Genomic DNA, 21,520 nt, shown 5'->3' with positions numbered 1-21,520 from the left:
CTTCCCAGCAGGGCCCGGATTCTGGCCGACCAAAGGCCTCATCCTGGCAACCGCAGCCGCTCCAACAAGCCAGAGGCGCGGCTGAGTCTGCGCCCCACCGCTGCCGCCAGGATCTCCCAGCGCCCCCACAGCTCCACCGTCCCGGAGGCCCGGGTCACCCCGGTGTAAAGCAGCTCACGGCTCAACACCGGACTGTCGCTGTCGGGCAGCAGCAGCAGCACCCGCGCAAACTCTGAGCCCTGGGACTTATGCACCGTCAGGGCAAAGGCGGTTTCATGGGGCGGCAGGCGCGCCGGCAACACCCGCCGCAGACTGTTGTCCGGCAGGCGAAACCAGGCGCGCAGCACCCCGCCTGCGGCGGCATCGGGCCAGAGCAGACCGACATCACCGTTGAACAGCCCCAGATGGTAGTCATTGCGACTAATCATTATCGGCCGTCCCGCATAGTGCTCCTCCTCCCTGCGGATCAGCCCAGCCGTCTGCAGCGCCTGCGCCACCTGACTGTTGACCTGCTCCACCCCAGCCGCGCCCTGACGCAGCGCACACAGGATGCGCACCCGATCCAGTGCCTCGAGGGCGACTTCAGGCCCCGCCGCCTGCATCACCGGCGCAAACGCCTGCAGCGCAAACTCGGCCAACGGCCGGTTGCGCTCAGACTCCGCCAGCTCACGCCAGCGCAGCTCTGCTGAGGCGGATGCCAACACTGCCCGCAGCCGCGCAGTGTCGCCGCCATTGATGGCACCGGCCAGCTCACCGATGCCACTCCGCCGATCGAAGCGGTAACTCTTGCGCAACAGGGCGATGCTGTCGGCCATCGGCTCAGTGCTGGCGACACCGGGCAGCTGACCGACACCGACCTGCGCCAACGCCTCACGCATCGCCTCAGACAACAACAGCTCACCGCCGCGGCCGCAGAGATCGGCAAACACACTACCCGCCTCCACTGAGGCGAGCTGATCCTTATCGCCCAGCAGGATTAGCCGCGCCTGGCTTGGAAGCGCTGCCACCACCCGGTTCATCAGCGGCAGATCAATCATCGAGGCCTCATCCACCACCAGCAGATCCAGGTGCAGCGGATTCTCCGCAGTGTGGCGGGGCTGCGCCCGCCCCGGTCGCACCCCGATCAAGCGGTGCAGAGTCAGCGCCTCAGCGGGGATCGCCTCGCGCACCGCCTCGCTCAGATTCAGCCCGGCACGCAGCTTGCGGATCGACTCGGTGAGGCGCGCCGCAGCCTTACCAGTGGGGGCCGCCAGAGCGATCCGCAGCGGCCTTTGCCCCTGCGCCTGAGCCTGTTCGATCAGCAGCGCGAGGATCGCGGCAACGGTGTGGGTCTTGCCGGTACCTGGCCCACCAGAGATCACCAACAGCCGCCGCAGCAACGCCATCGCCGCCGCCACCCGCTGCCAGTCGATCTCATCGTCGCGGTCGGGAAAAAGGCGCTGCAGCCCGCCACGCAGCAGCACCCGATCCACTGTCTCAAGCGGCACTATCGCCAGCTGCCGCAGCCGGCCAGCCAGATCCGCTTCAAACCGCCAGTAGCGCCCCAGATAGAGGCGCTGCTCATCCAGGATCAGCGCCTGCGACTGCCCCGGCCCACCCACCAGCGGGCTGTCGGCCAGTTGCTGCAGCCAGTCCGCCAGGGGCGGTGCCGCCACTCCGGAAAAGCCTTCGGTCACGAACAGGCGCTGTTCCGCATGCTTGGCCAGATCAACACAGACATCGCCCTCCCCCACCGCATGACTGACCAGCGCAGCGGCGATCGCCACCAGCTCCCGCCCCTGTTGCAGATTCGCCGTGAGGCGCTCGGCAAAGTAGAGATCCAGCTCGCGCAGGCTGCCTGCCGCCAGCGCCTCACGCATGCCTGTGCCGCTCATGCCTGCCCCTCCGCACAGAGACGGTCCAACGCCTCGATCAGCGCCAAGGGCGGGCGGTCGTAAAATATGCCGTGGCGGCTGCCGGGGCGGATGCCGCGCACAAACAGGTAGTAGACCCCACCGAAGTGACGCTGGTAGTCGTAGTCCGGCAAACGCTGCCGCAGATAGCGGTGCAGCGCCAGAGTGTAGATCAGATACTGCAGCCGGTAGCGGTGTGCCTGCATCGCCTGCTCCAGCGCCTCGCAGTGGTACTCCTCGGGGCGGTTGCCCAGATGATTTGATTTGTAGTCGGCCAGATAGAAGCGCCCCTGATGCTGAAAAACCAGGTCGATAAAGCCGCGCATCAGCCCCTCGACCGAGTCGAAGCTCAAACCCTCGCCGCTGCTGCGATAGTCGGCAAACTTGGCCAGCACTTCCTGCAAACCCGGTCGGCTCAAGCTCGCCAGCGGATAGAAAAATTCCATCTCATCCAGGCGATCAGCACGACTAATCTGGCACAGCTGCAGGCCGTTCTGATCCAATTCGGTGGTGAGCAGGTCGCGCAACATACCGCTCAGGGCCTCGCCCCAGTGGCTTTCAAAACCGTGGCTCTGCAGCTGCCGCTGCACAAAAGCCTGCAGCCCCTCCTGGTCGATGGCACTGAAGTCACAGCGTTCAAGCAGGCTGTGGATGAAGGTACCGGCCCGCGGGCCGCGGGGAAAACGGAAGATATCCTCCAACGGCGCCGTTTGCCGGGCTGTGTCGATGCCGCCATCTTCGGCATCGTGATCGGGCCATTCACTCTCCACCCCAGCGACCAGCGAGGAGAAGCTGGCCAGGCGCCAGCGATGTGGCACCAGCCCCGCGAGTTCGGCGACCCGCAGCCCGGCACACTCCTTCCCGGACGACCGGTAGCTAGCTGTCGCCTCATTCGGCAGCGCCTCGATCAGCAGCTCCGCGCCCGTCTCCTCCGCCAGGCGTTGGATATCTGCGGCGATCCCCTGCAGCGTCTCCGGCATCGCGACCCGCGGCTCGCCACCATCACTCGTCTGGTGCAGCAGCCAGGCGGGGGCCGACTGCTCGGCACCTTTGATCCGCCCCCAGCTCATCACGCAGAGGTGTTTGGCGCGGGTCAGCGCCACATAGAAGAGTCGCAACCGTTCGGCCAGACACTCCCGCTCCGCCAAGGCCAGATGAGCCGCCGCATCATCGCTGCCTAAATCGAGACAGAGTCGGCCCGACGCTGGATTGTGGAACAACAGCAGATCGCTCTTTTTTCCGATACCCCAGGGAAAGGGCAGGAACACCACCGGATACTCCAGCCCCTTACTCTTGTGGATGGTGACGATCTGCACCAGCGCCGCATCACTCTCCAGCCGCAGCTCACTCTCATCCGACGGTGAGGTATCGGCACGCTGTTCGGCAAACCAGCGCAACACGCCGTCGATACCGGGCCGCTCGCGGGAGGCCAGTTGCAGCAGCTCGGCCAGCTGCAGTAGGTTGGTGATGCGCCGTTCACCGCCCGGCTGCGACAGCAGCTGTTGCGGGATCGCTTCGCGATGCAGCAGTGCCTGAAAGCCGACCATAAACCCCTGTTGCACCCAGGCCTGCCGGTAGCGGCGAAAACGCTGCAGCAGCTCCCCCCAGGCCAGATCATCCACCGCCAACGCAGCCAGATCGCTCAGGCTGCAACCAAATAATGAAGTCACCAGGGCCGCGCGCAGCTGAGCCTCATCCTCCGGCGCGGCAATGGCGTTCAGCAGCAGTGCCAGTTCCTTCGCCTCCTGCGAGGCGAAGACGCTCTCCCGCCCGATCGCGGCGCTGGTCACCCCACAGGCACTCAGCGACTGTTGCATCTGCAGGCCTTCGGCATGGGTGCGCACCAGCACCGCAATATCCCGAGCCCGCAGTGGTCGTTCTCCGATCAGCGCTGCGCCCTGCTGCGCCTGGTTGAGCAATTCAGCAATGCGCCCGGCACTGGCGGCCGCGGCTCGCTCCCGCGCCGGCCCCAGATCAAGCGGCCGCTCCGCCTCCCCTGACATCAGCCAGAACTGTAGTGGCGGCACCGCCTCGCCCGCGAGGCGCAGCGGCGCCTGGTCGGCATTCGGGCTAGCATTGACCGGCTGGAACTGGATATCCGGCTCGTAGATGAAAGGAGACACCAGCCGTTTGTGACCAAACAGGGCGTTGACACAGCCCACCAGTGCGCTGGCGGATCGCCAGTTGGTATCCAAAGTGTATTGCGTCCCGGCTGACGCAGTTTCGCGCCGGGCCTGCATATAGGTGAAGATATCGGCGCCACGGAAGCTGTAGATCGCCTGTTTCGGGTCGCCGATCATGAACAGGGCGTTGTCCGTCTCGCCTGGGTAGATGCCGGAAAAGATCTGATACTGCAGCGGGTCGGTGTCCTGGAACTCATCGATCATCGCCACCGGGAAGCGCCGGCGCACCGCCGCGGCGAAGCGCTCTCCCGACTCGCCCTGCAACGCCTGCTGCATGCGCCGCAGCAGGTCGTCGAAATAGAGCTGACGACGTTCCTCCTTGCGGCGCGCCAGTTCACTCAGCAGATAGGCATGGGCCTCGCGCAGCCAGGCGGCACGGCGCATCCCCAAGGCGGAGCTGTGCGCCGCGATAAAGCCGGCGACAAGATCAAAGAGCGGATGCGCGGGTGGCGTCTCGCCCGCTTTGGTCTTCTCTTCGAGCATGCTTGGGGTGAATCGCTCCAGCTGTTTCTCCGCCAAGCAGGACGGACAACTCCCCGCCTCGATCAGCTCTCCCATCGCCGCCAAGGCCTTCGTCACCACCGATTTGCTGTAAGAGCGCCGATTGAGCGCCTTGCTGGTGGTGAGCAGTTCGCTTATTTCTGCCCCCTGCTCGGCCCATGCCGCGCACAGCTCCTGGTAGCGAGCCTCAACCTCACGCCAGGCCAGCTCGGCATCCGCCAGCCCCAGCACCGGGATCAGGCTCAGGCCGGTGTGGGGCAGTGTCCCCTGCAGCGCACTGAGCAAGGCCTCGGGGGTTTTCCATTGCTCACGCAGCCAGACAGTTTGCGGCAGATCCAGTACTGCCAGGCGACTGCGCCAGAAATCACAGATGATCTCATGGCGCAGCGCCCGTTCATCACTGATCAGCTCCACCTCAAACGGCATGCCGCTCTCGAAGGCGTTCTCCTGCAGCACCCGACCACAGAAGCCGTGGATGGTAAAGACCGACGCCTCGTCCATGCGCACCAGGGCATCCTCGAGCCGTTGCTGCGCCTCCTGACGCCCATCGATGCCATCGAGCAGCTCCAGCAGCAGGGGATCGGGGGGCAGCTGCGCCAGACCGCGCAGCTGCTGCAGCGCCTCACGAAGCCGCGCCCGGATGCGCATGCGCAGCTCTGCGGTGGCCGCCTCGGTAAAGGTCACCACCAGGATCTGCTCCACTTCAAGGCGCGCCTGCAGCAGCAGCCGCAGGAACAGGATGGCGATGGTATAGGTCTTGCCGGTACCGGCACTGGCTTCGATCAGTAGACGCCCTGTGAGGGGGCAGGAGAGAGGATTGAGTGGTTGCATCTTATCGATCCCTGGCTGCCTTGATACTCTCGCTGGCCGCCAGCAGCGGCCCACCCAGACGCGTCGCCAAACCACTGAACGCCTCCTCTGCCAGCGGCTGCGTACCACGAAAGGCGGTGGAAACGGCCCAATTGGGGGCGCCACTGTCGTGATCCTTCTCCCAGACCTTGATCGCTCTCTGTAGATCCCCACTCTCCGCGAAGCTGAGAGAGGCGGCGGCAAAGAAGGGCAGAGGCGCGCACTGCCCCTGCCGCCACGCCTGCAGCAGATCGGCGAGTAACTGGCCCGGCGCCTCGACCGAGTGCAGGATCAGCGTCTGATCCTCCGCCACATGCAAGCTGAGCGGCGCCTCTGCTGCCGTCTGCTGACGCAGCGCACAAAGGGCCAGATGGTTGACCCAGAGACGCAAGCGGTCCTTTGCCTTGAGTTTGCCGGGCCGGTAGCTGAGCAGACCGGCAGGCGTCACCCCCTCCAACCAGCCGGTCAGGTGGAAGCCGTCGAGCTGCAGATCCACCTCCTGCGGCTCCAGCACCTCCTCGGCTCGACGCCTGACCCGCTCTGCGATCTGCCGGATCTCCTCGCTCAGGCGGCCAAACACCGCCGTTCCCGCCTCCCCATGGGGCAACTCGCCGCGGGCCGCCGCCAGCGGCAGCAGTTCGCCGGGCTCTTCTCCCCGCAGTGCCTGCTGCAACATCTCCGCACGCAGCAGATAGGCAGGCAGCCCGTTGAGGTCAAAGGGTTCCGTATCCTCCAGGATCGCCTCCTCCTCCGCCAGCGCCACGCCGAGGCGATGCTGCAGAAACCAGGCCGACGGATTGATCAGAAACCGGACCAGATCCTGCAGCTCCAGCTGCCGTGCCGCCGCCTCCGGCTCGGGCAGTTGCGTATCGACAAACGGCTTCTCCACCGCCTGCGCCTGGCTATCGGCAGCCGCCAGCCAGCCAGCATCGTAGCTAAACAGGCGGCTGTCACTGGCATCGAAATAACCACGATTGAAAGGCTGCAACGGGTGTTCGATCAGCAGCTGGGAAAGCAGCTCAGCATCCGTATCAAGACGGAACGACTGTTCAAGGTAGTCCATCAATTCACTCACCACCACCGAGGGGGAGCTGACGCTATTGTCGCGCACACTGCGCCCCACATAGCTCAGATAGAGGCAGTCGCGGGCGGAGAGCAGCGCCTCAAGGAACAGATAGCGGTCATTCAGACGGCGCGAGCGGTCGCCGGGCCGGGGTGCAGCCGCCATCAGATCAAAACCCGGGGCCACCTCGCGACGCGGGTAGTCACTGTCGTTCATGCCCAGCAGACAGACCACGCGAAACGGGATGCTGCGCATCGGCACCATGTTGCAGAAGGTCACGCCGCCAACCAGGAAACGCCGCCCCGGCAGCGACTCGGCCAACGCCTGCTCCAGTTCACAGCGCAACACACCAATCGGGATCGCCTCATCAAAACCACTCGCCAGACAACGCTCAGTCAGGCTATCCATGGCATGGCGCACCCCCTGCAGCAGCGCCTCCTCCTCAGTGTCGGGCAGAAAGAAGTCGGCCAACAGGGCGTTGATGCGCAGCGCCCAGGCCGGCGCATCACAGGGCCGGGAGAGGCGCGCCTGCCATTGCCGCAGTCGCTCCAGCAGCGCCGCCAGCCGGCCAAGATCCAACGCATCGCTGCCCTCGATGTCGGGATAGGGGAGCACCCCCTGCGTCAACCCCGCATCGGGCGGTAGGGCATAGCCATGGAACAGCCGTTCCAGCCCCGCATCCCAGCTGTTGGCAGACTCCGCCGGCAGCCCCAGCTCACCCCGCATCTGTGCGTCGGCACCCCAACGAATACCGCTCTCCCGGACCCAACGGCGAATCCGCTCCACCCCCTCGCCATCGATCGCAAAGCGGCGCGCCAACGCCGGCACCTCCAGCAGCGAGACTACCTGCGAAGCAGCAAAGCGGAAGCTGCTCAGATCCAGCAGGCTCGACAGCGTTTGCAGCAGCGGCGAGCTCTCCTCGGCGCTCAGGTCGGCCACCGACCAGGGGATATGCCGCGCCCCCTCCGCCGCGCCAAACACCGCCTGCACATAGGGGGCGTAAGTAGCGATATTCGGCGCCATCACCACCACCTGACGCGGCTCCAGCCCGCTCAGCCGGTCGAACATCTGGCGCAGCCGGTCGTGTAGTACCTGCACCTCACGCAACGGGCTGTGGCAGGCGTGCAGCTGGATCGATTCATCCATCTGTTCAAGCGGGGTACGCTCGACCAGGTTGGCGCTACGCCGGTCCGCCAACTCCAGGATATCCTGCTGCAACCGGCCCAGCAGACTCGTTTCAGCGGGCGTCTCGAACAGCTCCGTCTCGATCACCTCCAGCTCCAGCAGCTGGTCGATAAAACCCTGCCCCACCTGCCCCATCGAGGCGAGCAGGGGATTGCCCACATCCAGCAGGGCGCTAATATCAGTCTTGCCCAACTGCCGCCAACGCGCACGCCGCCGTGCCAAACCCTTTTCATCGGTGATATCGGCCCAGTATTCACGGCAGGGGTTGAACAGATAGAGATGCACCTCGGTCTGCTGCGAGAGCGCCTGTAGGGCATGCAGATGCAGTGGCGCCAAAGTGCTGAGGCCAAACAGGCTGACCCGTTCAGGCAGTGGGCCGCGCGGCGCATCCCCCCGCGCCACTACCCTCTGGAAGCGATCAAAGAGTGCCGCGCGATGCTCTCCCTGGGTCTGCGCGACGATGGCGCGCCACAATGCCGCCTGCCAGGGTTCATCCTGCGTGCCTGTTTCTATCGCACTGTTTTCCCAGGCGAGCACCATCTGCGGGCGGTAGACAAAGTACTGGTCGAACAGGTCGGCGATGCGCCCACTCAACTGATAGCGCCGCAGCTCACCGCTGTCACCTTCCAAGTAGCGCTGCAACGCCGCAAACGCAGGCTGTTCCAGCAGCCCCGGCAGCAGCCCCATGATGCACCAGTGCAGGCTTTCGCGGTCAAAACCGCTCTCGGCCGGCATCTCGCCGAGCCAGGCCTGATAGATGTTCCAGGTAAAGCTGGCCGGCAACGGGAACTCAAGATTGGCTGCCACGCCGCTGCGCAGTGCGAGCTGCTGCGACAGCCAGCGCGCCATGCCAGGGTTCTGCACCACGATGGTCTCGCGGTCGAGAGGACTGCTGAGCGGCGTAGAGAGCTGCTCAAGGAGCTGGTCGAGCAACCGCTCCATGCGGTTGCTATGATAGCTGAGGATCATTCCGCTGGATCCAGATCCCGGCCTGCAGCTTGATTAGTGGAAGAGTCCAACCGGATAATAAGAGTCTGCTTGGTAGTTGCAATAGACGAACTGGACATGCGTATATTCAAAGTCATCTTCCTCAATCAGGGCAAGCTCTACGAGATCTATGCGCGCAGCATACACCAGGGCGAGCTGTATGGATTTGTTGAGTTGGAAGACCTGATCTTCGAACGCGGCAACTCGCTGCTGGTCGATCCGTCGACAGAGCGCCTGCAGGAGGAGTTCGCTGGCGTCAGCCGCACCCTGGTGCCGATCCATGCTGTGATCCGCATCGACGAGGTGGAGAAGGAGGGGCCGGGCAAGATCACCGAGCTCGACAACACCACCAACATCACTCCCTTCCCCGCGCCTTTTATCTCTCCGAGCAAAAACGAGGACGATTGACCGACCGCGTTCTGCGGTTGCGAATCCGCATTGCGGCGCATCGGGCGGTGCCGCGACAATCTTGGCTCCGCAGCCAATCGCGAGTCCCGACATGCGTCCAAGTCCTGTTCTGCCAATCCTGCTCTCACTTCTGATCAGCGCCTGCAACGACGAACCGCTGCAACACAGCGATACCGATGAGCCTGCACCACTGCTGCTAGCCGCTGAGCAAGGCGATCTTGGCACGCTCGACGCTCTGCTGGCGCAATCATCCAGCCTGGACATCCGTGACGCCTGCCGCTGGACCCCGTTGATGAAGGCGGCACTCAATGGCCACACCGAGGCGGTGCGCCGACTTCTACAGAGCGGCGCGGCGGCCGATCTCACCGACAAGGGAGGCTACTCGGCGCTGCTGCTGGCCGCCTCGAACAACCACACCGAGGTAGTCGCACTGCTGCTCGAGGCCGGCGCCTGGATCGACCGTCAGGAGCAAACCAGCGGCTGGAGCGCACTGATCTGGGCCGCCAAGCGGGGGCACGAGGCGACAGTCGAGCTGCTGCTGCAGCACGCTGCCAGAGAGGATCTCAAGGATTTCCAGGGGCGTACGGCGCTCAGCTGGGCCCGCGCAGAAGGTCATGAGCGGATCGTCGCACTGCTCAGTAGCGACTGACCCAAACAGATGCAGAGAGACGCAAGGATTGATTTGAGTCAGCATCGGGTCGACTGGTGACGCCTATTATGAAGATGTTGATCACGTCAACCGAGGAGAGAGCATGGCGAAAATCAACAACGACGAGGCCCTGAAACGAGCCCTGGACGCACTGCCGGTGGCATCACAACGGATACTCGCCGCCCGCTTTGTCGGCAATCTACTCCACCTTTCGAAGGACGGCAGGGTCAAACGTGCGGTTGAGGCCGCCGCCACGCCGGAATGTTCCCCCGAAGAGATGGAGGAGGCCTACCGAGCGGTCAAGGCCTACTCAGTGCAGACCTTCACCGCCTGCGGCCGGGATGCGGACTGGGCCAGCCAGGCCGAGCACTTCGTCGCTGCCGCAGCGCTTGCCGCGCTGCTGCCGGAGAAGCAACTCGGCGACAAACACAGTCTGGCATGGCAGGCGGCGATGCAGGCGCGCATGGCGAAAAACTGCGAGATGATCCTCAACGACCAGGGCGAACTGGACAATGAGGCGCAGCGCCAGTATGTCTTGACTGAAGCCTTTCTGGCGGAGTAAAGCGACTTCCTCCCGCCTAGTGATGCTCGCTCAGGGCCATGGCGTCATCCAAGTCGCCGCCAAGAGTTGGATCACTGATGCGAGTTTGCGCCATCCTGATTGCCAGACGCACATCGTTCTCCGAGTCAGCATAAGCCAGCGCATCTTCATGCGTGATCTCACCCTGCTGATAGAGAGCAACCAGATTCTGATCGAAGGTCATCATGCCCTGCTCGGTGGAACGCTTCATTAGCTCTTTCAGCTTGGGAATCTCGCCCTTACGGATCAGCTCCGAGGCATAGGGGGAGTTGAGCAACACCTCTATACAGGCGCGCCGCCCCTTACCATCGGCACGCCGAATCAACTGCTGCGCAACAACAGCGCGCAAGTTGAGTGAGAGGTCCATGAAGACCTGCTCACGCTGATCTTCAGGAAAGAAGTGGATGATCCGGTCGAGAGCCTGGTTGGCGTTATTGGCGTGCAGGGTACTGAGACAGAGATGGCCGGTCTCAGCGAAGGTCAGCGCATGCTGCATAGTCTCGCGACTACGAATCTCACCGATCAGGATCACATCCGGCGCCTGGCGCAGGGTGTTCTTCAGCGCCACATCGTAGGAGTCGGTATCGATACCGACCTCACGCTGGGTGATGATGCAGCCCTCATGGCTGTGGATGAACTCCACCGGATCTTCGATGCTGATGATGTGGCCCGAGGTCTTGCGATTGCGAAAGCCAATCATCGCCGCCAGTGAGGTCGATTTACCGGTACCAGTGGCACCGACAAAGATCACCAGACCACGTTTGGAGAGAGCTAGATCCTGCAGCACAGTGGGCAGCCTAAGCTCTTCCATGGTCGGGATGCGGGTCTCGATGCGACGCATCACCATACCCACTGCATCCCGCTGCACAAAGGCACTGACGCGGAAGCGACCAATACCCTTGGCGTTGATCGCAAAGTTGCACTCCCGGGTCGACTCAAACTCTTTCTGCTGGACATCGCTCATGACGCTCATCACGTACTGGCGCGACTGCTGCATCGTCAGCGGTGCCTTACTCACTTGCAGAATGCGCCCATCCACCTTGATCGAGGGCGCGCGACCCGCGGTGATGAAGAGGTCCGACGCCTTCTTCTGAACCATCATGGTCAACAATATATTAAGATCCACTTTTCCCCTCCGGCTATCTACCTTAGCCTCCTGTTGGCGATGTCGGCTGGATTGAGCGACATCCCTTTGCTGCAGAGTGGTTCCCCACCCGTTATCAAATTCAGAACAGATCCTTGTTCTGCGCCTTGGCCTTAGCATCGAGGCGGCTAATCACCCCCTTCTCAACCAGCTCCTTGAGGGCCTGGTCCATGGTCTGCATACCAGCCGCCTGGCCAGCCTGGATCGCCGAGTACATTTGCGCCACCTTATCTTCGCGGATCAGGTTACGAATCGCCGATGTGCCGACCATGATCTCCCAGGCGGCGGTACGGCCGCCACCGATCTTCTTCAGCAGGGTCTGGGCGATAACTGCGCGCAGCGACTCCGACAGCATCGAGCGCACCATCGCCTTTTCACCGGCGGGAAACACATCGATCACGCGGTCGATAGTCTTGGCGGCAGAACTGGTGTGCAGGGTGCCAAATACCAGATGACCGGTCTCGGCGGCGGTCAACGCTAGGCGGATGGTCTCTAGGTCACGCAGCTCACCGACCAAGATGATATCCGGATCTTCACGCAGCGCCGAGCGTAGCGCCTCGCTGAAGCCGAGGGTGTCACGGTGCACCTCGCGCTGGTTGATCAGGCACTTCTTGCTGGCGTGGACAAACTCAATTGGATCCTCGATGGTGAGGATATGCGCATAGTCGTTGTCGTTTTTGTAGTCGATCATGCCCGCCAGGGTGGTCGACTTGCCGGAACCAGTGGGGCCGGTCACCAGCACCAGGCCGCGCGGCACATCGACGATATCCTTGAAGATCCCCGGACAGCCCAGATCCTCCAATGTCAGCACCTTCGACGGAATGGTACGAAACACCGCGGAGGCGCCACGCGCCTGGTTGAAGGCGTTGACACGAAAACGCGCCAGACCAGGAATCTCGAACGAGAAATCGGTCTCGAGAAACTCTTCAAAGTCCTTGCGCTGCTTGTCGTTCATAATGTCGTAGACAAGCCCGTGAACCATCTTGTGTTCCAATGCTGGGACGTTGATGCGGCGAATATCGCCGTCGACCCGGATCATTGGCGGCAATCCGGCTGACAGATGCAGATCCGACGCGCTATGTTTAACACTGAAAGCCAGCAATTCAGCTATATCCATTCTCTCTCCTCAAAGCGGCTGCGCAGCAGCGCCGCAAGTCCGTATCACCCGGCAGGAATCCAGGCCCTCTCTCCATCCGTTCTGGCACTACCTACTGGAATGTTTCCAACGCTATCACGAACTATTCCTCTGTTGCACCGCCTAAATTCTGTAAAATCCCCCTATGAACGAAATCGCACAGCGCCTCGATAGGGTAAATCGACGCATCAAGGCAGCAGAAGAGCTGTACAATAGACCACCGGGCAGCACCCGGCTATTGGCAGTGAGCAAGACACGAACCGCTGACGAAATCAGAGAGGCAGTGGCGGCCGGCCAGCACGCCTTCGGTGAGAGCTATCTGCAGGAAGCACTGGACAAGCACAGGCAGTTGCAGGATCTCCCCCTCGAATGGCATTTCATCGGCCGGATCCAGGGTAATAAAACAAAACCCATCGCAGAGTGGTTTGATTGGGTTCACAGTCTGGGCAGCCTGAAGCACGCCCGTCGCCTCAACCAGCAGCGCCCGCCGGGGCTTGCGCCGCTGAAGGCATGCATCCAGATCAACACCAGCGGAGAGGCCAGCAAGGGCGGGCACAGCCCGGATGAACTGCTCGAGCTACTGCCGGCTTATACGGAACTGCCACGCATTCAGATAGCCGGACTGATGACCCTGCCGGCCCCAGCCGATAGCCTGGATGCACAGCGGAAGCCGTTTCGTCAGCTGAGAGAACTGCGTGACCGGCTGCGCCGCAACGACCTACCGCTGGAGACCCTCTCCATCGGGATGTCGGCCGACCTGGAAGCGGCGATTGCCGAAGGCTCGACCATCGTGCGCATCGGCACCGCCATTTTTGGACCCAGACAAACTGTATAGATAGCGCGAGGTATGCGAACCTCGCGAACAACCAAAGCCGAAGCCACCGCCGCAAGCGGCGGTGTGATTGAGAATATAATGGACAGCAATACAGCACGTTTAACAGACCGCAGCATGAGACCCAACAGCATCACCTTCATTGGCGGCGGCAACATGGCCGCTAGCCTGATCGGCGGCCTGATCGCCGACGGTTTTGACCCCACCCGGATCTTTGTCAGCGACCCCGACAAAGAACAACTCTCACAACTGGCCGCCCGCTACCGTATCCATGCCGCCACCGACAACCAGTCCGCGGTAGAGGCCGCTGAGGTGGTGGTACTGGCGGTCAAGCCCCAGGTGCTGGAGGCTGTTGCACGGGATCTGGCCGAGACGCTGCAGGCCAGCCGGCCACTGGTTATCTCGATCGCCGCCGGGGTGCGTGAGGCGGCCCTGCTCGACTGGATCGGCGAGGGCATCGCGCTGGTGCGCAGCATGCCCAACACTCCGGCGATGATCCAGGCTGGTGCCACTGGCCTGCATGCCAGCACCGGCGTCAACGACGCGCAGCGCAATCAGGCAGAGAGCATCCTGCGTGCGGTCGGACTGACCCGCTGGGTCGAGGATGAGGCGCAGATAGATGCGGTTACCGCCCTCTCCGGCAGCGGTCCGGCCTACTTCTTCCTGGTGATGGAGGCGATGGAGGCGGCGGCAGTGGAGCTTGGACTCGACTCCGAGAGCGCCCGCCTGCTGACCCTGCAGACCGCCCTGGGGGCCGCCCGCATGGCGATCGAGAGCCGAGACGCCCCCGCCACCCTGCGGCAAAAAGTCACCTCCCCTGGCGGCACCACCGAGAAGGCATTGGGCATCCTCGAAGAGGGGGGGTTGCGCGACCTGTTCAAAGATGCACTACTCGGCGCCAAGACCCGTTCTGAAGAACTCTCCAAGATCCTAGCCAAGACATGATGGATAGCAACTACCTGACAAGCCCAGTGATCTTCCTGATCCAGACCCTGTTCGGCCTCTACATCCTGGCACTGCTGCTGCGTTTTCTGCTGCAATTGATGCGCGCCGACTTCTACAACCCAGTGTCACAGTTTCTGGTCAAAATCACCGCTCCACCGTTGCGCATCCTACGTCGTTTCATCCCCGGCCTAGGCGGCATCGACCTCTCCTCACTACTGCTGGCGTGGGCCCTGAAATATGCCGAATTGATGCTGGTGGTGGCCTTCAGCGGGCTCAGCACCAACCCCATCGGCCCGCTGCTGTGGGCAATCCCGGAATTGATCGAACTCTTCATCAATATCTTCCTGTTCGCGATACTGATCCAGGTGATCCTCAGCTGGGTCAGTCCGGGCAGCTACAACCCGGCCTCAGCCCTGCTCTACAGTCTCACCGAACCGGTGATGCGCCCGGCGCGCAAGCTGCTGCCACCGATCTCCGGCCTCGACCTCTCGCCGATGCTGGTGATGATCGGCCTGGTGCTGCTTAAGATGTTGCTACTGCCGCCACTGCGCATGATCACCGCCAGCCCCTTCTGATGAGCTGGTACCGCTGGCTGGGTGATGAGTTGGAGCTGCAACTGCGGATTCAACCCAAGGCGAGCCGAAACGAGTTTATCGGCCCCCACGGGGACGAATTCAAGCTACGCATCACCGCACCGCCAGTGGATGGCAAGGCGAATGCGCACCTGCTCAAGATGTTGGCAAAGGCCTTTGGCGTATCGAAAAAACAGGTTCTGCTAATCGCCGGCGAGAACTCCCGCAGCAAGCGGGTCAGGATCAAGAATCCCCAAACCCTACCCATCCCCGTGAAGCGCCCCACAAGTTGAACAACTTTTTCCCCTTAGGAGAAAGAGATTCATAATCTTCTTGTTTATAATGAGACAAACACGGTTTATTGACTGATTTTCAGTCAGGGGCGAAAAGGCAATACGATGGACAAGATGCGATTTCAGCAGCAACTTCAGGCCTTCGAGCAGTGGAAGAGCAACATCATCCATACCATCGAAGAGTATGGTCCCTGGCTTGAAGCGAACAACATGTCGACCCCGGAGGTCCAGGCACGCATCCAGCACACTCTGGAGACCCTGAAAAACGACCGTCTCACCATCGCCTTCGTTGCCGAATTCTCCCGCGGCAAGACCGAGCTGATCAACGCCATCTTCTTTGCCGACTATGGCCGCCGCCTGCTGCCCTCCGAAGCCGGGCGCACCACCATGTGCCCCACCGAGATCTTCTATGATTCGGAGCGCGACGAGCCCTATGTACGCCTGTTGCCGATCGAGACCCGACTGCAGGACACCACCCTCTCGCAGCTGCGCAAAGACACCAAGCAGTGGGTCCACTATCCGTTGGAGGTAGGCTCCTCCGAACAGATGGAGGCGGCTCTCAAAGAGGTGATGCAGACCAAACAGGTCACCACTGAAGAGGCAATGCACCTGGGGCTCTACAGCGCCGACCTGCACCCGCATCAGAAGCGCGTCCCCAAGACCATTGAGATCCCCAAGTGGCGTCACGCTCTGATCAGCTTCCCCCATGAGCTACTCAATAAAGGACTAACGATCCTTGACACCCCCGGACTCAACGCACTCGGCACCGAGCCGGAGCTAACCCTTAACATGCTCCCCTCCGCCCAGGGTGTGCTATTCGTACTGGGTGCCGACACTGGCGTCACCCGCAGCGACATGGAGATCTGGCAGCACCACATCAAAGGCTTTCAGAGTGGCCGCCAGCACGGTCTGATGGTGGTACTCAACAAGATCGACACCCTTTGGGACGATCTGCGCGACCAACACGAGGTAGAGGAGGCAATCCACCTGCAGCGTGCTGAGGCGGCAAAACTGCTTGGCCTGAAGGAGCGCGCGGTATTCCCGGTCTCAGCACAGAAAGGGCTGCTGGCAAAGATCAAAAACGATACCGAACTGCTGGAACGCAGCTCACTGCTCGACCTTGAGAGCTACTTAGCCGATGACGTACTCGGTATCAAACAGCAGATCATCCTCGACACCATCGGCTCCGATGTGGGACAGATGCTCGACAACAGCCGCAGCGTGCTCTCCAGCAAGCTGAACAACGCCAAGCGCCAGCTTGAGGAGTTGGAAGAGCTGAGCGGCAAGAGCGACGACATCATCAATAACCTGATGGAGAAGACCCGTCAGGAACAGTCCCAGTACATGGCCGATGTGGAGAGCTTCCAGCAGAGCCGGCTGCAGCTGAAAGAGCAGATTGAGAAACTGCGTGCCGCCCTCGATCTGGATACCCTCAACGAAATCATCGCCCGCAGCCGCAAGGAGATGTCCTCCAGCTGGACCACCCACGGCATGAAGTCGGTGATGAAGCAGCTGTTCGAGGAGATCCGCCGCAACATGCACTCAGTGGTGGTACAGAGCGATCAGACCCGCAAGCTGATCCGCGGCATCTATCGCAAATTCCAGAACGAACACGGCTTCGCGGTGGTGCAGCCGCGCATGTTCTCAATCGTCAAATTCCGCGTCGAACTCGAGCTGCTGCATCAGGAGGTGGAGGTATTCCGCAACAGCCCAGTCACTACGATGATGGAGCAGAGCTTTGTGGTCAAACGCTTCTTCAGCGCACTGGTCTACCGTGCTGGAGAGATCTTCTCTCGCGCCAGCAAAGAGATCGATGTCTGGCTCGGCTCCGCCCTCGAGCCCCTGGTGCTGCAGATCCGCGATCACAAGGAGATGATGGAGAAACGTCTCACCAACCTGCAGAAAATCGGCCGCTCCCGTACCACCCTGGAATTCCGAATCGCCGAACTACAGGAACAGTACACCGATGTAGCCAAGCAGCTCACTGCGTTACGCAACATGTCCAACCGTATCAACAGCCGTCAGCCACTCAGGCCGGGCGAACGCCCCTACCCGAAGCTGGTGAGGAAACGCAAAGTCTCCTGAATTACTGCGCAGGGCCCTCTCCCGGCTGCGACAGTTGCGCTATCCTTACCCTGCGGTCGCCGGCCCGAGTCTGGCTCCGGCGACTCTGCAGCGCACAACGGCACCAGGAGAGGAGGAATATCATCATGAGAACCAAGATCGCGCAGATCGCACTACCCCTGCTCTATCTCTTTTCCGCCAATCTGCTGGCGGAGAACAGCACCACCATCCCCGGCTACAAGATCCACCACAATGCCCTACCGACCGCGGCACTCGACAGCGAGGTTGCCAAAGCCTACCAGATTCAGCGCAGCAAATACCGGGGCCTGCTAAATGTGAGTGTGATAAAAACCCAGGCCGGAACCACCGGCTCCCCGGCCCACGCCATAGTCCAGGCCTACGCCACCAATATCCTTGGTCAGCGCATCGACATCCCGATGCGGGAGGTCAAGGAGACAGGCGCCATCTACTACCTGGGTGAGTTCCGCATCACTGACCGGGAGACACTCAACTTTTCCATCAAGGTCAAGCCCAAGGGAGAGCCCCGCTTCTACAAGGCCCAGCTGAAACAGCAGTTTTTTATCGACTGAGGGACTCTGCGCAGTGCGGCGGGCTCACAACGCCCGCCATACTGTCACCAACCCAAAGCCGATCACCATCAGCCCCGCCGCGCGGCGCACCCGGATATCCTTGGCCCAGCGGGCGATCCCGCTGCCTAGCAGCCCCATCGCAAACAGATTTGGCAGGGTGCCCAGGCCAAACGCAAGCATCAGCCCCGCCCCCTCCAGCACACTGCCAGCCGAAACACTCCAGGCCAGGGTGCTATAGACGAGGCCACAGGGGATCCAGCCCCAGATTAGCCCCAGCACCCAGGCCTGCCCCGGCGTGTGCACCGGCAGCAGATGGCGAGCGATGGGCTCTATGCGCCGCCACAGCGCGCCACCCAGGGCCTCGATGCGGGCCAGCCCAAGCCACCAGCCTCCCAGATAGAGGCCAAGAAAGAGCATGAAGAGACCGGCCACCCCGAGCAATACCCGCTGCGCCAGATAGATCGGCACCAGCTCCGCCAGCAACATACCCAGCCCGCCCATGATGCCGCCAGCGATCACATAACTGCTGATCCGCCCCAGGTTGTAGCCCAGCTGATAGGGTAGGGTATCAGCCAGGCTGCCGCGCAGCTTCTCAGGTAGCCCGAAGGTCAGCGCACCGATGATCCCGCCGCACATGCCAATACAGTGCACCCCGCCCGAAAGTCCGACGACAAACGCCGTCAGATAGCTCATCGGCTCAACCATGCTGATTCTCCTCTGCCGGCACATAGCGCATCGCCAACAGGATCAGCAACAACACTGGCACCCCCATCAGGGTGGTAGTAATAAAAAAACTGGCGTAGCCGATCGAATCGACCATCACCCCGGAAAAACCGCCGACAAGCTTAGGCAGTAGCAGCATCACCGAGCTGAACAGAGCATACTGGGTTGCCGAATAGGAGACATTGGTTAAGCTCGACAGGTAGGCGATAAAGGCGGCCGAAGCCAGCCCCCCCGAAAGGTTATCGACCGAGATCACTAGCGTCAGTACCCCCAAGTCGTGTCCCAGTCCGGCAAGCCAGACAAACAGCAGATTGGTCGCGGCAGCCAGCAGACCGCCGATCAACAATACCCGCATCACCCCGATACGCACCATCAATAGGCCACCCAAGCCCGCCCCGACTAGGGTCATGATCACCCCGTAGACCTTGGTGATGGTCGCCACTTCCACCTTGCTGTATCCCATATCCACATAGAAGACGTTGGAGATCACCCCCAGCACCACATCGGAGATCCGGTAGCTGGCGATCAGTGCCAGGATCAACAGGGCATGCCAGCGGTAGCGGACGATAAAGTCGACAAATGGGCTGATCGCCGCCGCATAAAACCATTCGCTAAACCGTCGCAGCGGGCGTGGCAGCCAGCCCTGCTGCTCCAGCAGCTCGATTCCCTCCGACTCGCGGCGGCGCGTCTCACCACTCACATCCACCTCAGGCTCACTGATCAGCAGGGTGGTCACCATCCCCACCAGCATCAACCCCGCCATCGACAGATAGGCGGCACTCCAAGCCGACTGCTGGTAGATCGACGAATCCGATTCGAACAGCGCTGCGATGGCCAGGGCACCCGCCCCAGCGACGATCATCGCCAGCCGATAGCCGAGCATGTAGGTCGCCGCCATGGCACCCTGCAGATCGCGGCTGACACTTTCGATGCGGTAGGCATCAATAGCAATATCCTGAGTGGCGGAAGCAAAGGCCACCAGCAACGCCAGGGCGACAAACAGCGTCAGCTCCTCACGCGGGTCGAACAACGCCATGCCGACCAGCCCGGTTAGGATCGTCAGCTGCGCCAGCAGCATCCAACTACGCCGTCGCCCCAGCCGCGCCGTCAGCCAGGGCAGCGGCAGACGATCCACCAGCGGCGCCCACAGCCATTTCAGGCTGTAGGCGAGCGCCACCCAGCTGATGAAACCGATGGTACTGCGTTCGATACCCGCCTCACGCAACCAGAACGAGAGGGTGCCGAACACCAGCAGCAGCGGCAGGCCGGCCGAGAAACCCAGAAACAGCATCCCCCGAACCCGAGGCTGGGTATAGACCTTCAGCGCCTCCAGCCAGCCGATAAAGAAACTATGGATTGGATTGGGCAAGCGAACCCTCCAGAAACAGATAGAAGACGCAGCCCCAGCCTGGACAACGGCAAAACCCGGCTATTATAAGCAGCTGGCAAAATCATTTCCCCCAGAAACGCAACGGCAGGTTAAAATGCCCCGTCTTTTCAACCAGGATGCCGAAAAATGCAGAATTATCAACGCGAATTTCTCGACTTCGCCCTCGATGTAGGCGTGCTCCGCTTTGGCGAATTCACCCTCAAGTCAGGACGCATCAGCCCCTACTTCTTCAATGCTGGCCTGTTCAACACTGGCGCAGCTCTGGCGCGACTGGGGCGCTACTACGCCCAAGCTATCGTCGACTCCGGCATCGAGTTCGATCTACTCTATGGCCCCGCCTATAAAGGCATCCCGCTGGCGGCGGTGACTGCCGCCTCGCTCTATGACCAGCACCAGATCGACATCCCCTACGCCTTCAACCGCAAGGAGGCAAAGGATCACGGCGAGGGCGGCATAGTCGTCGGTCACGCCCTGGAGGGGCGCATCCTGATCATCGACGATGTGATCTCAGCCGGCACCTCGGTACGCGAATCGGTGGAGATCATCCGCGACCTGGGGGCCACCCCGGCCGGGGTGGTGATCGCCCTCGACCGCCAGGAGCGCGGCCAGGGTGAGCGTTCGGCAATTCAGGAGGTGCAGGACGACTACGGCATGCCGGTCAGCTCCATCGTGCAGCTGGAGCAGCTGATTGAGTATCTGCAGGCGAGCCCCGATTCTGCTGAATCACTGCAGCAGATCCGCGACTACCGGGAGCGCTACGGCGTCTGAGTGGAGCGGGAGCGGCTCAGCCAATCACCAGCTTCGTCCCCACCGCCAGGGTAACCACCTCAAAGCCGCGCTTGATCCAACGGTTGCCCTTGGTGATGGAGAGATGCGCCCCCAGATAGCCACCCAGCAGTGACCCTGCCAGCAGCACCGGCAGCCACTCCCACTTGATCTCTCCGAGCAGGCTCAGGGTCAGTGCGCCAGAGCCATTCCAGAACATGCCGACCAACACCAGGGTATGCGCCACCGCCGTGCGGTAGTCCATGCCAAACCAGCGCACCAGCCAGAGGGTCACGAACAGCCCTGTCCCTGAGGTCAAAGAACCGTTGAGAAAGCCAATACAGAATAGTCCCAACCCACCAAGCAGATATCCCGGCAGGTCACGATGGGCCGGGCAGTACTCCTGGCCCAATGAGCGCTTCAGCAGCGAGTAGACTCCCAGCCCAAGGGTCAAGATGCCCAGCGCCACCTCGGCAACTCGGTCCGGGACCTGCAAGATCAGGCTGGCACCAAGAATCACGCCGGGGATACCCGACAACAGCAGAAACAGCGAGAACCACCACTCCAGTCCACCTTCATGCAGATGGCGTATCGTCGCCCCCACCCCCAAAGCGACCGAAGCGACCTTGTGAGTCGCCAACGCCACACCGAACGGCAACCCCAGAAAAATCAATGCCGGCAACTGCACCAAGCCCGCACCGCCACCGGAAAACGCTGAAAAGAGATTGGCCAGTAGCGAGATCAGAAAAAGAGTGAACTGTTCCACGGAT

Annotated in this window: 18 protein-coding genes; 10 read left to right on the top strand and 8 right to left on the bottom strand. The window is 61.9% G+C overall.

Going from position 1 to position 21,520, the window contains the following annotated elements; all coding sequences use genetic code 11:
- Positions 1-38: 38 nt before the first annotated feature.
- The 3 genes from recD to recC are packed head-to-tail and all read right to left on the bottom strand — an operon-like array spanning position 39 to position 8,642.
- Positions 39-1,874: an exodeoxyribonuclease V subunit alpha gene (gene recD, locus Ga0074115_RS15840; protein ID WP_157292732.1), complete on the bottom strand. Its 1,836-nt coding sequence runs from the start codon at positions 1,872-1,874 to the stop codon at positions 39-41.
- Positions 1,871-5,407, bottom strand: a complete 3,537-nt coding sequence (gene recB / locus Ga0074115_RS10180; protein WP_060528485.1) for an exodeoxyribonuclease V subunit beta — start codon at positions 5,405-5,407, stop codon at positions 1,871-1,873. The genes recD and recB overlap by 4 nt, the downstream gene beginning before the upstream one ends.
- A 1-nt stretch (position 5,408) precedes the next feature.
- Complete coding sequence (gene recC / locus Ga0074115_RS10175; protein ID WP_057955441.1) at positions 5,409-8,642, bottom strand: exodeoxyribonuclease V subunit gamma; 3,234 nt, start codon at positions 8,640-8,642, stop codon at positions 5,409-5,411.
- Positions 8,643-8,738: 96 nt separating this feature from the next.
- Between recC and Ga0074115_RS10170 the strand changes: the two genes are divergently transcribed.
- From Ga0074115_RS10170 to Ga0074115_RS10160, 3 genes are all read left to right on the top strand, one after another.
- Entirely contained in the window at positions 8,739-9,068 is a 330-nt protein-coding gene (locus Ga0074115_RS10170; protein ID WP_057955442.1) for a DUF1820 family protein, read from the top strand.
- Positions 9,069-9,159: 91 nt separating this feature from the next.
- Positions 9,160-9,717 (top strand): ankyrin repeat domain-containing protein, encoded by a 558-nt coding sequence (locus tag Ga0074115_RS10165; protein ID WP_057955443.1) that lies wholly within the window; start codon positions 9,160-9,162, stop codon positions 9,715-9,717.
- A gap of 103 nt (positions 9,718-9,820) precedes the next feature.
- Entirely contained in the window at positions 9,821-10,279 is a 459-nt protein-coding gene (locus tag Ga0074115_RS10160; RefSeq protein ID WP_057955444.1) for a hypothetical protein, read from the top strand.
- A 16-nt stretch (positions 10,280-10,295) separates the two neighbouring features.
- Here Ga0074115_RS10160 and Ga0074115_RS10155 read toward each other — a convergent pair whose 3' ends face one another.
- Together Ga0074115_RS10155 and Ga0074115_RS10150 are read right to left on the bottom strand one after the other, a co-directional pair.
- A complete protein-coding gene (locus Ga0074115_RS10155; RefSeq protein WP_060528484.1) occupies positions 10,296-11,423 on the bottom strand; it encodes a PilT/PilU family type 4a pilus ATPase in 1,128 nt (375 codons plus the stop codon).
- Between the two features lie 100 nt (positions 11,424-11,523).
- Positions 11,524-12,558, bottom strand: a complete 1,035-nt coding sequence (locus Ga0074115_RS10150) for a type IV pilus twitching motility protein PilT (RefSeq protein WP_057957307.1) — start codon at positions 12,556-12,558, stop codon at positions 11,524-11,526.
- Between the two features lie 163 nt (positions 12,559-12,721).
- On the opposite strand from Ga0074115_RS10150, the gene Ga0074115_RS10145 reads away from it, so the two are divergent.
- The 6 genes from Ga0074115_RS10145 to Ga0074115_RS10120 all read left to right on the top strand — a co-directional run bounded on the left by Ga0074115_RS10145 (position 12,722) and on the right by Ga0074115_RS10120 (position 17,872).
- Positions 12,722-13,411 carry a YggS family pyridoxal phosphate-dependent enzyme gene (locus Ga0074115_RS10145; protein WP_057957308.1) on the top strand — a complete coding sequence of 230 codons (690 nt, stop codon included), beginning with the start codon at positions 12,722-12,724 and terminating at the stop codon, positions 13,409-13,411.
- A 114-nt stretch (positions 13,412-13,525) separates the two neighbouring features.
- On the top strand, positions 13,526-14,353 hold the full coding sequence (proC, locus tag Ga0074115_RS10140) for a pyrroline-5-carboxylate reductase (RefSeq protein ID WP_060528483.1): 828 nt from the start codon (positions 13,526-13,528) through the stop codon (positions 14,351-14,353).
- Entirely contained in the window at positions 14,353-14,928 is a 576-nt protein-coding gene (locus Ga0074115_RS10135) for a YggT family protein (RefSeq protein WP_198295065.1), read from the top strand. The genes proC and Ga0074115_RS10135 overlap by 1 nt, the downstream gene beginning before the upstream one ends.
- Complete coding sequence (locus Ga0074115_RS10130) at positions 14,928-15,218, top strand: DUF167 family protein (RefSeq protein ID WP_060528481.1); 291 nt, start codon at positions 14,928-14,930, stop codon at positions 15,216-15,218. The genes Ga0074115_RS10135 and Ga0074115_RS10130 overlap by 1 nt, the downstream gene beginning before the upstream one ends.
- 105 nt (positions 15,219-15,323) lie before the next feature.
- Complete coding sequence (locus Ga0074115_RS10125; protein WP_060528480.1) at positions 15,324-17,303, top strand: dynamin family protein; 1,980 nt, start codon at positions 15,324-15,326, stop codon at positions 17,301-17,303.
- Positions 17,304-17,428: 125 nt separating this feature from the next.
- Positions 17,429-17,872, top strand: a complete 444-nt coding sequence (locus tag Ga0074115_RS10120) for a DUF4426 domain-containing protein (RefSeq protein WP_057956182.1) — start codon at positions 17,429-17,431, stop codon at positions 17,870-17,872.
- A 24-nt stretch (positions 17,873-17,896) separates the two neighbouring features.
- Here Ga0074115_RS10120 and Ga0074115_RS10115 read toward each other — a convergent pair whose 3' ends face one another.
- Positions 17,897-18,577 carry a sulfite exporter TauE/SafE family protein gene (locus tag Ga0074115_RS10115; RefSeq protein WP_057956181.1) on the bottom strand — a complete coding sequence of 227 codons (681 nt, stop codon included), beginning with the start codon at positions 18,575-18,577 and terminating at the stop codon, positions 17,897-17,899.
- On the bottom strand, positions 18,570-19,964 hold the full coding sequence (locus Ga0074115_RS10110; RefSeq protein ID WP_057956180.1) for an AmpG family muropeptide MFS transporter: 1,395 nt from the start codon (positions 19,962-19,964) through the stop codon (positions 18,570-18,572). Before Ga0074115_RS10110 ends, Ga0074115_RS10115 begins: the two co-directional genes overlap by 8 nt.
- Before the next feature lie 147 nt (positions 19,965-20,111).
- Between Ga0074115_RS10110 and pyrE the strand changes: the two genes are divergently transcribed.
- Positions 20,112-20,753: an orotate phosphoribosyltransferase gene (pyrE, locus tag Ga0074115_RS10105; RefSeq protein ID WP_057956179.1), complete on the top strand. Its 642-nt coding sequence runs from the start codon at positions 20,112-20,114 to the stop codon at positions 20,751-20,753.
- A 16-nt stretch (positions 20,754-20,769) separates the two neighbouring features.
- Here pyrE and Ga0074115_RS10100 read toward each other — a convergent pair whose 3' ends face one another.
- Positions 20,770-21,516: a sulfite exporter TauE/SafE family protein gene (locus tag Ga0074115_RS10100; RefSeq protein ID WP_057956178.1), complete on the bottom strand. Its 747-nt coding sequence runs from the start codon at positions 21,514-21,516 to the stop codon at positions 20,770-20,772.
- Between the last annotated feature and the right edge of the window lie 4 nt (positions 21,517-21,520).

Origin of the sequence: endosymbiont of Ridgeia piscesae, from assembly GCF_001443665.1 — a bacterium.
Lineage (GTDB): Bacteria > Pseudomonadota > Gammaproteobacteria > Chromatiales > Chromatiaceae > Endoriftia > Endoriftia persephonae.
This window is presented reverse-complemented; position numbering and strand designations above follow the sequence as displayed.